Here is a 14,273-nt window from a genome sequence, read left to right as displayed (position 1 = left end):
AATTTGACATTTGCGCAATGAATTATTTTGACTTATTTGAGCTGCCCGTAAGTTTGCAGGTGGACGATAGCCATCTTGCAAAAAAGTATTTTGAATTACAAAAAAAATATCACCCCGACTATTTTACTCACTCTACCGACGAAGAGCAGGAAGACGCCCTTGAGAAATCGTCTGCAGTAAATAAGGCGTTAAAAATTTTAAAAGATAAGGAGAGTACTATTAAATATGTACTGCAATTAAAGGGATTGCTGGAAGAAGAAGAAAAATACCAGCTGCCACCTGATTTTTTAATGGAGGTAATGGAACTGAATGAAGAACTAAGCGATGATTCAGCCGCCGCCGTACATGATTTTGAAAGGGAGATCTACTCCGGCGTAAAAGCCATTATTGAAAATTATAATGATGCTACAGTTACAACTGCAGACCTGTTAAAAGTGAAGGAATATTATTTTAAGAAAAAATATTTGCAACGTATTTTGGACAGGTTGGCTGATTGATGTAATATTGCAACCCGTTAGATAAATGCCCATGTGGCGGAATTGGTAGACGCAGCAGACTCAAAATCTGCCATTCGCAAGGGTGTGAAGGTTCGATTCCTTTCGTGGGCACCAAACCAGCTTTTTAGCTGGTTTTTTTATGCCCGCAAACGTAGCATTCACGCACTTTTCAGCCTATCCCCTTTCTTTTCATTTCCTTTGATTATACATTTATTTCTCATTTTTTGTACCTTATTTGAACCTCGAGGTACATTTTAATTAAAATATTTCATACCTTAGAGAAAAGAAAATCAAACCAAAGTCAAATGAGTGTGACATTAAGAAAGCGAAAAAATGCCAACGGCACCACTTCATTAAGATTAGATATTTACAAAGACGGCAAGCACACCATTGAAACACTGAAGCATTTACAGCTTGCAAAACCTTCAAACCTCAATGATCGTGAAAGTAACAAAGAACTCCTACAGCAGGCCGAAGCAATAAGGTTAACCAGGGCCATTGAACTTGAAGGCAACAATTACAACATGGATAGTGATGCTGCAAAAAAGACAATCATTACCGTTTGGATGCAAACGTATGTTGACGCCTACACGAAAAAAGACAAGCGAAATATGCAGGGTGTGTTAAACCGGTTTTCTGATTTTCTTATACTAGAAAAAAAATCCGGGTTAACCTTTGGAAACCTGACAGCCTTATTGATTGAGGATTTTATAGACTACCTGCAATCAAAGAGCACCGGCGAAGGTGCAAAGTCATATTTCAACCGGTTTAAAAAAATGATTAAAAACGCCTACCGGAAGCGCTTTTTAAAATCAAATATTTTGGATGAGGTTGAACGCAAGGCCAAGGGAAAGGCAAACAAAAAGGATGTTTTAACACTTGCCGAAATTGCGACGCTTGCCGCAACACCTACAGAAAGCAGTGAAGTAAAACGAGCGGCTTTGTTCAGTACTGTCACAGGGCTTGCATGGGTTGATATAAAACAGTTGACGTGGGATAAAATAAAATTTGATAGTAGCCAGTTGGAAATTGTCAGGTCCAAACTCAAAGAAGAAAACAATTCCTACACGATCCCATTAAATAAAACTGCATTAAAGCTATTGGGCGAAGTTGGTCCGGCGCGGGAACGGATATTTAATTTACCAACAGCAAACGGAGCAAATAAAACATTGAAAGCCTGGGTTGAAAGAGCCGGAATAAATAAAAAAATTACCTGGCATAATCTCCGTCATTCCTATGGCACCAATTTAATTTTTAATGAAGTTGATATACTGACAACCTCAAAACTGTTAATGCACTCGAGCACTGCACAAACCATGCGTTACGTGCAGGCAGCTGAAGAAATGAAACAAAAAGGAACTGATAAACTAAACTTTGAACTTTAATGGCCAATTTAGATTACAATACCGAAAGAAAAACAAAATCATTTTTGGCATTTGCTGAAATTCATAATGAACTTAGAAAAAAATTCCGAATTCCTCATGTCATAACTCAAAGTGACATTGATAAAATTGATAATTGCAGATTTATTGAAGGATCTGAGATTACACAAGAACCCAGGCCAAGCGATCCCGAATCAGCATTAAATTTATTAAAGGATTATTACGCAGAAATACAATTCGCCTATCAAAAGCACCTTTTTGAAGAGCGTTGGATCGTTTGGAATGAATCCACTATTTCAAAAGAGCTAGTTGAAATTGGGGAATGGATTAAAATCGCAAAAAGCAATGAAAGGCCTAGTAAGGAGGTTACCGAATACAATAGATTTATCGACAAATTTTATGAAGGTTATTTAATGGATTACAGCCAGCTAAATGACAGTTCTGTCACCGCGGCTGTCTACGGTAGATATTTTTTATTTTATGAGTATTTAAAAAATGAGTTATTAAAATTCAGCAAACTAAAAGAGGAAGAAATTAAAGACAACAACAATGAAATCGATAAATCGAAAACAGATCCAGCAAGGGGTTCGGACAAATGGGAAAAATTAATAAAGTCAGAATTGCACGATCACTTAAAGAAAATTGAATCAAAAATTGAAAGTAAATTATCTAATTGGAAGCAAAGAGTAGATTTGATTGAATGTGCTGCCTTTTGTCAATTGCTATTTGATCTCAAATATTTTGAGTCTGGATCAACATGCAGAAAAACAGTAATCAGCTTTGCTTTGTCTAAATATGGCACTGACATAGAAAATCAGTTAGAAAGTTCCAAGAAGGCAGCAAGAGAAGTGCACAAAAAATTACTTAAAGTAAATTTTAAATAGAGACCGTACGGTACGGTACCACTAATTTAATAATTAATATTTTCCTTTACAAGCCTGCATTTGCAGGCTTTTTTATTGCCCGTACCTCACTAAATAGGTCTTATCATTTCATTTCATTTTGTTGAATTTTATTCTATCGTAATGACGTTAAATCAAAATCACTTTTAAAATTTAATGAAATGGATTTATCAAATGTGAAGGTATTGAGCTTTGAAGAAGGTGTTAAATTTTTAGGATATGCAAAGAGCACTGTTTATAAAATGACCAGTGCCGGCATACTACCATTTAGCAAACCCAACGGCAAAAAAATATTTTTTGAAAAGGAAAAATTAGAAACCTGGATGTTATCAAATCCTAAAACTAGTCATTCGGAAAAACAGGTTGAAGCTGCAACCTATGCCACTACTCACAAATAAAATATCCCGACATGAATGCAACTCACACCGGGATAAATTCTTTAAATAAGCATAGCAAAAATAAAAGAAATTATACCGAATGCCAAATAGTACAGCAGTATTTGTTAAAGCATACTGCAACCGCTGCTATGGTATCAGCAGCAACCGAAATACCTCATAAAAATATTACCCGTCATAAAAGAAGTTTAGAAAAATGCGGGCTTCTATGGCAGATTAAAAGAAACACTTGTAAGCAAACAAAGTTTCCAGCCTGGTATCTGTCTACCAATCCTAATCATCCATCTTTAGTAATCAAAAAAAGGCAATAGATTATTATGGCCAGGCCTACAGACAACAGTCTAAAATATTACAATCAGGATACAAAGGATGATGACAACCTGCAGTATGTCGAGGCCATGCACGGTCTTCCCGGGTATGCAATAGTGCACAAGCTTTGGAAACATATTTACGGTGGTCCTGGCGGCTATTATTGCGAATGGAGCAATATTAACAAAATGCTTTTTTGTAAAAACAATGCCATTGATATCCAGCTTTTGGAAGAAGTACTTGCAACATGTTATTCAGATGACATAAAAATATTCGACAAGAATTTATCTGATAGTTTACAGATTTTAACTTCTAAAGGAATACAGAAGAGATGGTCCAAAATAGTAAAGGAGGCCGGCCGTAAGATTAGCATGGTAAAAGAAATACACCGGCTTATATGTTTAGAAGGTGATACACTCCCTGTTACCCACCAAGAAACTACACCGCCGATGCAATTAATTGGGGAAGAAACCACACAAAGTAAAGTAAAGCAAAGTATAGTAAATGAAATAAAAGAAACAAATATTGGGGCAAATGAATTGCCCCCGCAAAACCCAGTTTTAATTGAATCGGTAAATGAAATGCCATTAGTATTAGACCAGCCGACCGCTGCACTACAAAAGAAGAATACCCGCGCCGAAAAATTTATTGCACCAACGGAAGATGAAGCTTATGAATTTTTTGTAAAAATTATTGGTAGCCCTAAGAAGCCAGGATACTGGCCGGCGAAAAAATGCCAGGAACAAGCCAGCATATTTTATAACCATTATAATGCCAACGGTTGGAAACAAAGCAATGGCTTAAAGTTGGTAGACTGGCATAGTGCAGCACACAATTGGATAACCCGGGAGCGAACAGGCAAGTTTGATAGCCCGGTACAGCAGCCAGACGTTCCCGCAGCCGTAAGCATAAAAACAGGCAGTAAAGATGAGCGGGAACTAAACTATTTGTACGAACGCTGGTGCGAAGATGCAAGTAAAGTAACGGTCCTCAGTATTGACGCATTGCACTATGATTACTTAAAACGTTGCGGCCTGGTAACCTTTACTACGGATGATTTTAAAGCCATTGCCGAAGCAGCAAAACAATATATGCAGCTAAATGCTATTGAAGAAACCAACGAAACAGTTATGAAGTTTAAGAAGCGATTTGGCGTGCTGCAGTTCTTTAAAGAAAAATGTAGTGAAGGGTTGGAATCAATTTTTATGCCTCATGAAAGTAAGTATGCAAGCTGATTATAGCGAAAAGTATAAACTATTTAAGAAAGTAAATTAATACATAACCATAAATAAAAAAAATGTTACACCAAACAACCAAGAAGAAAGCCGTTACTAAATACCGCAATCTTTTAAACGAAGGCGCTACCAATGAAAATATTACTGCACTGATGGACGAAGAAGAATTTACGGTTGAAGACAAGGCTGAAATATTCGCCGCCATCGCAGAGCCAGTAAAGAGTGAACAGCGGTTGTCCACAAATGGGGAAAAAGTATTTGATCCGCAAAATCCCAATTCAATAATCAATAATGATTTCGATTATGCCAACCTGGTTGGTGACGAATTCAAAAGATATCTTGCCGAATTGGAGGCGTTAGATCCTTCTTTGGGATTTGGGCCGCACAGCAATGATACTTTTTGGTTTGATAAATACATGGCGAAACCAGTAAGGAAAGTAAGATTTGAAGGGATGGACGGCAGCCCGGTGGATTTTATAGGAATACAATTAAGAAGCTTAGGCGACAAAACCCGATATGAACCTCCAATTGTTAGTACCCGCATATCAATCAAAAATGCAAGAACTCTGAATGAACAGATCGTTAATGCGCATGCTATTGCGGGGTACGGAAATTATTATTTACTTAAAAAATTCTAACCTTTTAAAAAGCAAAAATGTCAATTACAAAACAACAAATAGTAGGCTGGATTCCACGGGGTCATAAGGCAGTTTTATCCGATGATGATTTATTTATGATCATTTCAAATGACCTGAGTTTTGAAATTACTGACAGAGGAATTGTATCAAGTAAAAACGGAGTTGAAATAAGAGATACTAGAACATTCAATCCAGTACCCCCGGACGAGGTTATTGAAAATTATTTTAGAGAACGCAAATGGCTGGCAGAGGTACCCGGAAAAAATGGCAATAGTGATCAAGTATTTGACATTAAAAATTATAGCCAGTTCGAAGAAAGATGGGTTAAAGAAAATCCGGGTAAAAGTATGATTTCACCTGAGTTTGATGATGCATTGACAGTACATGCAAATAAAGTTGAAAATTTTGACTGGCATAAATAGTTTAATAAATCGAAGGTGAACGAAGTTAAACAACGAATGCATAATTAGGAGGTTAGCGGGGTTGAAATTACCCCCTGCCTCTTGTTATAATAAAATGAATTCATAAAATTTAAAAAAACAAAAGATGTTAGAAAAACAAAAAAACAAAGCTGAAGCCAGGAATGCAGAAAATAAAAACCCGCTCTTTTTTGAAGAATGGGAAATGCGATGTGTGCATTTTAGAGAAGGTGAAACGGGGAAAATTAGGTTTGAAAAACTGAAAAGGCTACGTGCCCGGGTGGTAATAAGTCCAGAAGAAGCCAATACATTAAACACCATGGTTGAACACGGCCAGAATACATTTGTTTCACTGTATTTGGTACCGGGTGAAAAGGACATATTTACCATGGATGAAATCGATTATTCAAGCTTGCAAAAACAATAACTATGGCAAACAAAACATACGAACAATGGAAGTGCTCACCAAAAGACATGGTGTTTACAGATAACGGCGCAAACGCAGGTCTGTCGCAAGCCGGTCCGGTTACATTTAAAAAAGTCAGCAAAGTAAAAGATACAAGCATCACACCAGATGAAGCGCTAGCGTTAAACTCCGGCGCCAACGTGCACAGCAATCTGGATTGTGATTTATATCTTCTACCAGGTGCGGAGACTGAGTTTTTGATCAGTGAAATTCAATATTAAACACTCAAAAAAGAGAACAGTATGAATGATAAAACACCAGCACTTGCAAAGCAGCTGATAAAAGTACAGGCAGATATAAAGTTTGGTCGCTTGCCTGAAACATCAAGAGAGGCAAGTATTAAAGCGATTACAGATGAAGGTCATTTACATAGCATCAGCAAAAACGAAATACTTACTGCTGCTATAAATAATGGAGAAATATACAAAGCAGAGTTGGAAAAAACTCACGGGGTGCTATACGTTGATAAATAGCAGTAATGCTTTTCTGTTATCGTGCCGGTGCCGTTGAGGAGCGGTGCCGGCACATTTCGAAAAGTTAAAAAGAAATTGATTAAATGAACAGACTGGCAAAAATACGCATGCTAAAAGAACTGCAGGCCGGTTTAATTACTGTTGAAGATTTTAAACCAAAGGTTTTTTCAATCCATATTTCAAGTGTTGACATGGATGGAGTGAGCTTTATTAATGGTCGGCCGGTTGATCATGAAACCTACATGAAGGAAATTACAAAAGCCTCTGAAACAGTTTCAGAATTCATCACCGATATACGAATTGATGGAGTGACGCTAGAAGATCGCTTTCAAAAACTCAAAAAGTACTATGAATAATTGAAAGAATAAGCTTTTTGCAAACAATTTAAAGATGACGTAAATGCCCGGAAATTTAGAAGACTTTTTACCAGACGGAAATAAAGGAGGAGCGCCTACAAAGTACAAAAAGGAGTTTGCACACCAAGCATATAAACTTTGCCTTTTGGGCTTTACGGACAAAGACCTGGCTTTTTATTTCGGTGTAGATGAACAAACCATAACCAATTGGAAGAAACAAAAGCCAGGGTTTTTCGGGTCAGTCATGGCAGGTAAGCAAATAGCTGATGCAACCATTGCTGAAAGTTTTTTTAAAAGGGCAAAGGGATACGATTATGATGAGATTACTTACGAAAAGGTAGATAGCAAGCAAAACCTTGAAATAACTTCAGATGGCCAAATAAAGGCTGAAGATACCTATAAGAAAAAAATTGTAACAAAACATTTACCACCCGATGCCGGCGCCGCAATGAATTGGTTAAAAAATCGACAAAAAGATCTTTGGAGAGATAAGCAAGTGATTGAACTGGATTTTGACGCGTTGACTGAGCCGCAGCTAGATGCTATTATTGAACGTTTAAAGAAATCCGGATCATGAGTAGACTAGAAAAAATAAAGCTGCTGAAAGCACTATCAGCCGGGCAAATTAAACTGGAAGATATTTTCCCGAAAAATTATACAATTAAGATTCATGGAAACCTGGCAAGCGAATTCTTTATTAACGAAAAGCCAGTTACATCAACTGAGTTTTATGCATCAGTGAGTATTGCGTCGAATGGATTTAAAGAGCTGAAAACCGTAGTTCGAAATAAGTCAGAACCTTATAAAACCTTATAAATATTACTACACAGTAACAGAAAATTACAAAAATGAAGAAGTTCAAAATGTTTATAGTAGATGACGAGCGCACTGATGGCGGCACCATGAAAGTTGACAATGGCGCCGTTATTAGCACCAGTGAACGCTGGCCGCTGCCTAATAGCCCGGATGGATGGAATGATATTGCAATAGGCTGGCAACGAAATATCACAAACCATGGAGTTGTAAGAAATTTCAGTTTAAAGCTGGGATTTGTCAAAGAAGGAGCCAAAATATTAAGAAGCATTTTTTTAAATCAAAATGTTGAGCGAAAACTTTTCATTCTTTTTACTCAGCTGCATTTAAAACTTACACCTACAACTTTTGCTTACCAATACAAATTTCTTTACAAAGGAGATTTAGACTTTAGTTCTTTAATTGATGACAATTTTAAAATCACTATAAATATTATGGAAGGAGGAATCAGCAAATTATTAAAAGCAAATGAAGGAACAGAATACCCTATTCCGATGGATGACCCCGATGCAATCAATGTATATTGTGATGGCATTTCCTTGCAACAAAAGAACAATTTTGCAATAGTCGATGGTGTGGCTTATGAAGAAGGGACAACAGCAACAAATCTTTCGTTGTTGAATTCAGAGGGAGTTTCTTCAGGTACTGTTGCAGTGGATGAATACTTCGAACAAATTGACCCATTCAACAGCCCTACTGCCCTGGCAAGCTACATCGCAACATCTTCCAACTTTTTTTTCAAAAATGAAAATACAACTCCAATTGTTATTGAAATACCAGTGAAGGTTGGAGTTAAATTTAAAGTTTCAGCCGGGCACCCCTCCTGGCTTGAACAAAAAATAATTGCCAGCTGGGGGGAAGTATTTCAAACAATCCCTTTGCTATATCCTGACCCGGCAACAGTTTACGATTACAGTCCAGCGTTTACCATTACCGTGCCGCCGGACGGCAAGCTGTTTCTGATAACAATTTCGTTAACAGAGATGACTAGTGGATATAGCTATGAGTTTACTGATGGCAGCAGTTTACAAATAAAATATGTTACCAGGTTTAGACCAACATTTGTAAAAATGTTTACGCTTTATGATTATTACCGTAAGCTAACCGGCAAAATTACCGGGGATCCGGAAGATGCTGTTAGCCAGTTATTGTTTGATAATAAAAATATCTGTATCACTTGTGGCGATGCCATTCGCGGCTTTACAACTGCCAAGATTAAAAGCAAAATGACCGATTTATTTAAAGCGGCTAATGTACAGTTTAATGCAGGCATGGGGGTTGAAGGCAATAAATTAACCCTGGAAGCAAAACAGCATTATTACGACAGCAGTAATCCTTTTCCACTAGGAGAAATAAAGCAGCGACCGAAAATTCAGTATGCTGTTGACTTTATGGCCAACACCTTCAAATTTGGCAGTGAGGCGAAAGATTACACCGATATCAACGGTCGGGATGAATTCAACAATACATATTTGTACAGCAGCCCAATTACCCGTATTGTAAGCGAATTCAATATGGTTAGTCCATACCGCCGGGATAGCTACGGCTTTGAGTATACCCGTATTAATTTTGACGGTAAAACAACAACCGATACAGATAGTGACAATGACGTATGGCTGGTAAATGTGGGCAAAGATGTGCCGTATAATTTTGCCTTACTGAATGAAACTGCCTATGAAGTAACGGCACCACATACAATAAAGATACCGCTTTGGTTATTGCAACCAGGTACACAGATAACACTGGCAAGTGGCGTGAATGCCGGTATCTATACAGTAACAAATACCAGCTGGCTGGTGGTTGGCTTTACTTATGTTACCGTTGCTGAAACTCTGGTAAATGAAACAGTAACCGGTACAATTACCACTAGCGGAATAAGCGCCTATGCATTAAAAAGAGGTGTGTATGATGAGATAACCGGCTTGCTGAGTCCTGGCACCGTTTTTAATTTGGAAGATATGACTGTAGCTGATATCATCCGGAAGCATGGAAACTGGATCCGTAGTATGATGCAGGGCTTTGAAAATAAACTTTTGCCTTTTCAAACAACTGAAAAAAATGATAAAGTGTATACCAGGCAAGGCGCTTTCATACGAGATCTTAATGCTGACATTGTAATCCGTGACCTGGATGCACCACTCTTTATTCCAAAATATATGGAGATTGAAGTAAAAGTGCCAATTAATATGCCGCAAGCTTTGGAAAACAATCCTAGTAAATGTTTCAGCTTTGTTTTTAATGGAGCGGTGTATAAAGGCTTTTTAATGCAGGCTGGAATAAATTTAAGTACTAATGCAAGCCAGGTATTTAAGCTATTGTCATCTGCTGACAATGACTTTAGGAAATTACTGTAAAATGTTGGAAGTTCTTTCGGTCCCGATTAGTGACCGAAAGAACTTTTAACATGTGCAGTGGTAATAGGTAACCTATTTTTTCTTTTTGGCAACTTTAGTTGATCCATTTTTAACTGCTTCAACCGTGTATCCATGCTTAATAAGTAATTCAGCAATGGCTCCAATCTTTAATTGATCTTTTTTAAATCTGCTTAAATACACGCGGTACTTACCGCCGGCCGCGTCTTTTTCTTTAGCCATATTTTTGAATTCATCGGAATTCATTAACTCCGTGAATGCCTCTTTCAGTGTCATCAACCAAAGGTAAAAAAAATAAATAAAAAATGATACAATTTGTTGCACTTATTAAATATTTGCCTATTTTTGTGAAACAAAATGTTTCACTTCTTGTGATGTAATCAACGAAAAATAATAATAAACTATCACCTTAAACAAATGTATATTTTATGAAAAGTAGAAAAAAAATTATCAAGCAGAACAACAAATCCATTGAATTTTTTTGCTGTACATATCGAAAGAAAACAAAAAAAGAGTTTAGCTCTTTGTTATTTGATCTCCAGGGCTTATATCTTAAACAGCCAGGCGTTAATATATCGGATGAAGAAAAGGAAAAAGTTGCCATGCAGTTTACGATGTTGTATGACCTGGTAACCGGCATAAAGCTAGTCCCTGAAAAAGTGTAATACAATGACCTACTTAATGAAACTGCAAGCATCAACAAATACCCAAAAATGATTGCCACCCGGCATTAAATTAAAACTCACTTAAAATATTTTTATGACATCATACAGAAATATACCCGATACCAGGTGCACGAATTGCCCCCACAGAGATGTTTGTCCGATACTTTGTTTTAGAGAAAAAGAGTTAAAGCAAGCATGCCCTCTTTTTGAAAAATATAATAAGCCTGTGGCAACAGAAAAAACGTTTGACGGCCGGGCCCTTCGGCAGTTCATGGATGAACATCTTAATTGACAAAAGACATTGTTTTTAGAAACCCTCTCAAACAAAAGCAAATGAATAAAGTGTATGAAAGTGCAACAATGGTTGTACATGATGATAGGGAATCATTAACGCCTGAGCAGGCATTTGATATTCTTTGGGATGGTAAGGCTGTTCGAATTTGTTACCCTCCTGATTTTTTAGCAGAAAGCGAATATGACATTTTCGATGCTGATTACCCAATTTTCATGACCGATATTATCAGTCATGATGACCTTGGTAACCAATCAAAAGAACAGTCAGAAAAGCAAGTAAATGATTATTTACGGGGTTATGAAATTTATCGGTAGTCTTTACAACATTACCGCTGACATAGAATTTATTAAATTAAAGCCTGCTTGATGCCGGCTTTTTTTATTTTACCTGCCTGATGATAATATGATCTTCAAAGACCGCGTTAAGCTCTTTCACCTTATAAAATTTTTTGCCGCCAACTTGGGAGACAGTAAGGTTATTATCAAGCGCCATGGATAGAAAAATATTGATGCTCATATTCATAAAGCTACAGGCTTCATCAGTACTTAACCAGGCTTTTATCGGGTACATTTCTGGAATTACTTTTTTTATTCTTCTATGCCGGGCTTCATCTGCCATAATCGATTTTTTAAGTGATGTGATCATTTTTAAATATTCTTGAATCAGCAGAGATAATTTTTAAGGATCTTTTGCAAGGAAAAATTAACTCATTTGGCAATATAAAGGTGCCACTTAGGAAGAAACTATCTATGTGACATTTTTAAAGAATCATTCACAGCTTTATGAAAGACTGAAGCTTGGGATATTTGAATTTGCATTTCTTTTTCTAGCCGATCTAAACGCTCCCCTTGCACCGTATCTTCTTGGCTTCTTGGTAACCAAGCAGCCGCGTTGGTACCTAAAAGAGCAGCATTTTAACTGAACGTACAATTTGAATTATAGTAAGCTCCGTTATGCCGTAACAATGTTTTACCCGATTGGATTGAGAATATAAAATGCAATTCTGGGTAATTGAAAATTTTATTATACCCAAATAGTTAAAATGTGGTGTAAAAATAATGTATACCCAACACAATACGCTGTACATAAAGGTTTCATGCGATATTAACAAATTCTGTGATTAACTTTTACGGCAGCCAATAAAAACCGATAGTACTATTGCATTGGTTCTTGTGCTTTTTGTTTAGGTAAGTTAAGACAAAAAATTTTGGATGTCAGCACTTTAAGAAATAGCTTTTATGTCATCCATTTGCCGAGAAGTAGATTTTTAAAAAGTAATCAACATCTGTGGAAACAAAAAAAAACTAATTCGTCTTTATAAGGGGTACGTTTGCAGATATCAAAAAGCCCTCTTCGCGGGAGGGCTTATCTTAAGAGTAGAGGCTCTTTGAAATATTGGATCAAAACTAAGCATCCGGTTCTTAGTTTCAACACGAATTTATCAACATCGTCAAAAATGTGTTGATATTGTGAATACAATACTTGAAAAGGTTAAGTATTTCCCCCTATAACATCTATTTATGTAATTATTCGCTATTGGGTTATTGCTTTTGTAAAGTAGTTTTCCTTACTTTGCAACTTCGATAATCTCAGACAATGAATACGCATCAAACATGAAAATCATACTTTGATTTGAGTTTATGTGAAAAAAAATTGTTTAAAACTATTAAAGCCCCGGAGTAATTAACCAGGGCTTTTTTGTATCTGCATGTTTATGCAGTGGGCTGCCGCTGGACGCTCTGTAGTCTGGCACATTGCGTAATTCATTTGATTATCGAACATCATGAATTTCAAAAAACAAGTCTGTTCTTGTACAGACGGATGGGTATTCTCTCCCTGGAGAACAATCAAAGGGAAGAGAGTTTACAAGGCCGGCGGGGGTGTATTCAAGTTTCCCTGCAGACATTGTAAATAGGTAAATTTCACAGTTTACGGATGGAAGTAACCTTCCTTTAAGAATGGCCTTTATTAAGGCTTTACCCCGGTTTCTTAACCGGATTTTTTATGCCCTACAGTCTGACCCTGTGGGGCATTTTCATTAAACCCAAATATAAGACCATTATTGTCTTTACCTGGATATTTTCCTAATAACGAAAGATTGCAGGGTATCATGTCGAATATCGCCTTTGACACTTGCCTTCTGAAATTAGTGCTAAATGCATTCAGAACATTGCTTTATAAAATTTTAATTTGTATTATTGGCGTACCCATTTTTTAATTTTTTTAATCCTAACAGCTTATGCGAAAATTGCTCGCCATTATCATTTCAGTTTACTGTTTCTCTTGCAACGGTCCCCAAAAAGAAAAAAAATTTGAAGACTACCCGCTAGACATTCAACTGAAAGCAAAAAAGATGACAGACAGTCTTATACAAGCCAGCACCAAAGAAGCATTATTTGATACTTTGGGATTGTCACAAGCACCGGTAAAAGTCTTGTCATCCCGACTGGTAAAGCAAGAGTATTCAAATTATAAAGACATTTCGTTAACCTATAAAAATGTTTCTGATAAAAAAATTCAGGCTATCCGTTTCAGATGGTATGGAATAAATGCATTCGGGGAGCCTGCAGACATGGGGAGCTCTGGTTTACTAGCTGGCTTTGGTAGTGGCTTTCATGATGAACAGATAAGGCCTGGTAAAACACAAACAAGCGAATGGAGTATTATGAGCCGGGATGGAAAAAAAATTGTTTTGGCCTGGCCTTATGAAGTTGCCTTTACTGATGGTAGTAAATGGAAATGCGGTAAGCAATGAGTAAAGGCTTATCAAGATCGGAATGGAAGACCCTGTTAACGGGTTTGGCCAATAAAGTTGCATTACACAGAAATATTAAAGGCTTTTAGGTTTCTAAATACAGCAGGGGGAAAATCATTTGGAGACCTATGATTGAATGTAAAAAAGGAGTTGAAATACCCTACTCTCTGATTAATGCCTTGTGATACACATTTTTATTTAAAAAAATTATGTCTTCCATCTGCCGCTTAAAAGATCCACAGCAAAAAGTTTCAATCGAATACTCAAAAATTCCAGACATCGCATTTACAAGGATAATCGA

At 36.9% G+C, this 14,273-nt stretch carries 19 protein-coding genes and 1 tRNA gene; 18 read left to right on the top strand and 2 right to left on the bottom strand.

Annotated elements, in window-relative coordinates; all coding sequences use genetic code 11:
- Positions 1 to 17: 17 nt before the first annotated feature.
- The 15 genes from hscB (at position 18) to JWR61_RS27165 (ending at position 10,239) form a co-directional block, all read left to right on the top strand.
- Positions 18 to 497 (top strand): Fe-S protein assembly co-chaperone HscB, encoded by a 480-nt coding sequence (gene hscB, locus JWR61_RS27235; RefSeq protein WP_301930798.1) that lies wholly within the window; start codon positions 18 to 20, stop codon positions 495 to 497.
- A 27-nt stretch (positions 498 to 524) separates the two neighbouring features.
- Positions 525 to 611 (top strand) — tRNA-Leu (locus JWR61_RS27230).
- Positions 612 to 802: 191 nt separating this feature from the next.
- Positions 803 to 1,882: a site-specific integrase gene (locus JWR61_RS27225; RefSeq protein ID WP_301930797.1), complete on the top strand. Its 1,080-nt coding sequence runs from the start codon at positions 803 to 805 to the stop codon at positions 1,880 to 1,882.
- Complete coding sequence (locus JWR61_RS27220) at positions 1,882 to 2,763, top strand: hypothetical protein (RefSeq protein ID WP_301930796.1); 882 nt, start codon at positions 1,882 to 1,884, stop codon at positions 2,761 to 2,763. Before JWR61_RS27225 ends, JWR61_RS27220 begins: the two co-directional genes overlap by 1 nt.
- Positions 2,764 to 2,942: 179 nt before the next feature.
- Complete coding sequence (locus JWR61_RS27215) at positions 2,943 to 3,179, top strand: helix-turn-helix domain-containing protein (protein WP_301930795.1); 237 nt, start codon at positions 2,943 to 2,945, stop codon at positions 3,177 to 3,179.
- Between the two features lie 314 nt (positions 3,180 to 3,493).
- Positions 3,494 to 4,720: a DUF4373 domain-containing protein gene (locus JWR61_RS27210; RefSeq protein WP_301930794.1), complete on the top strand. Its 1,227-nt coding sequence runs from the start codon at positions 3,494 to 3,496 to the stop codon at positions 4,718 to 4,720.
- Positions 4,721 to 4,782: 62 nt separating this feature from the next.
- Positions 4,783 to 5,358 (top strand): hypothetical protein, encoded by a 576-nt coding sequence (locus JWR61_RS27205; protein ID WP_301930793.1) that lies wholly within the window; start codon positions 4,783 to 4,785, stop codon positions 5,356 to 5,358.
- Positions 5,359 to 5,375: 17 nt separating this feature from the next.
- Positions 5,376 to 5,780 (top strand): hypothetical protein, encoded by a 405-nt coding sequence (locus JWR61_RS27200; protein WP_301930792.1) that lies wholly within the window; start codon positions 5,376 to 5,378, stop codon positions 5,778 to 5,780.
- A gap of 124 nt (positions 5,781 to 5,904) precedes the next feature.
- On the top strand, positions 5,905 to 6,204 hold the full coding sequence (locus tag JWR61_RS27195; protein ID WP_301930791.1) for a hypothetical protein: 300 nt from the start codon (positions 5,905 to 5,907) through the stop codon (positions 6,202 to 6,204).
- 2 nt (positions 6,205 to 6,206) lie between these two features.
- Positions 6,207 to 6,464, top strand: a complete 258-nt coding sequence (locus tag JWR61_RS27190) for a hypothetical protein (protein ID WP_301930790.1) — start codon at positions 6,207 to 6,209, stop codon at positions 6,462 to 6,464.
- Positions 6,465 to 6,485: 21 nt separating this feature from the next.
- Complete coding sequence (locus JWR61_RS27185) at positions 6,486 to 6,716, top strand: hypothetical protein (protein WP_301930789.1); 231 nt, start codon at positions 6,486 to 6,488, stop codon at positions 6,714 to 6,716.
- 83 nt (positions 6,717 to 6,799) lie between these two features.
- Positions 6,800 to 7,072, top strand: a complete 273-nt coding sequence (locus JWR61_RS27180; protein WP_301930788.1) for a hypothetical protein — start codon at positions 6,800 to 6,802, stop codon at positions 7,070 to 7,072.
- Between the two features lie 43 nt (positions 7,073 to 7,115).
- On the top strand, positions 7,116 to 7,649 hold the full coding sequence (locus JWR61_RS27175) for a hypothetical protein (protein WP_301930787.1): 534 nt from the start codon (positions 7,116 to 7,118) through the stop codon (positions 7,647 to 7,649).
- A complete protein-coding gene (locus JWR61_RS27170) occupies positions 7,646 to 7,888 on the top strand; it encodes a hypothetical protein (RefSeq protein WP_301930786.1) in 243 nt (80 codons plus the stop codon). The genes JWR61_RS27175 and JWR61_RS27170 overlap by 4 nt, the downstream gene beginning before the upstream one ends.
- A gap of 32 nt (positions 7,889 to 7,920) precedes the next feature.
- Complete coding sequence (locus JWR61_RS27165; RefSeq protein ID WP_301930785.1) at positions 7,921 to 10,239, top strand: hypothetical protein; 2,319 nt, start codon at positions 7,921 to 7,923, stop codon at positions 10,237 to 10,239.
- 72 nt (positions 10,240 to 10,311) lie between these two features.
- Here JWR61_RS27165 and JWR61_RS27160 read toward each other — a convergent pair whose 3' ends face one another.
- The gene (locus tag JWR61_RS27160; protein WP_301930784.1) at positions 10,312 to 10,479 is read right to left on the bottom strand and encodes a hypothetical protein; all 168 of its coding nucleotides are present in this window, start codon (positions 10,477 to 10,479) and stop codon (positions 10,312 to 10,314) included.
- 206 nt (positions 10,480 to 10,685) lie between these two features.
- Between JWR61_RS27160 and JWR61_RS27155 the strand changes: the two genes are divergently transcribed.
- Both JWR61_RS27155 and JWR61_RS27150 read left to right on the top strand, forming a co-directional pair.
- Positions 10,686 to 10,922 carry a hypothetical protein gene (locus JWR61_RS27155; RefSeq protein ID WP_301930783.1) on the top strand — a complete coding sequence of 79 codons (237 nt, stop codon included), beginning with the start codon at positions 10,686 to 10,688 and terminating at the stop codon, positions 10,920 to 10,922.
- Between the two features lie 333 nt (positions 10,923 to 11,255).
- Positions 11,256 to 11,531, top strand: a complete 276-nt coding sequence (locus JWR61_RS27150; RefSeq protein WP_301930782.1) for a hypothetical protein — start codon at positions 11,256 to 11,258, stop codon at positions 11,529 to 11,531.
- 64 nt (positions 11,532 to 11,595) lie between these two features.
- On the opposite strand, the gene JWR61_RS27145 is transcribed toward JWR61_RS27150, so the two are convergent.
- Positions 11,596 to 11,835, bottom strand: coding sequence for a hypothetical protein (locus JWR61_RS27145; protein ID WP_301930781.1), 240 nt, complete (start codon positions 11,833 to 11,835; stop codon positions 11,596 to 11,598).
- 1,621 nt (positions 11,836 to 13,456) lie between these two features.
- Between JWR61_RS27145 and JWR61_RS27140 the strand changes: the two genes are divergently transcribed.
- Positions 13,457 to 13,972 (top strand): hypothetical protein, encoded by a 516-nt coding sequence (locus JWR61_RS27140; protein WP_301930780.1) that lies wholly within the window; start codon positions 13,457 to 13,459, stop codon positions 13,970 to 13,972.
- The last annotated feature ends 301 nt before the right edge of the window (positions 13,973 to 14,273 follow it).

The organism is Ferruginibacter sp. (assembly GCF_028288465.1).
GTDB lineage: Bacteria > Bacteroidota > Bacteroidia > Chitinophagales > Chitinophagaceae > Ferruginibacter.
Note: the sequence above shows the minus strand (reverse complement) of the source record. Positions and strands in the feature narration are given on the sequence as shown.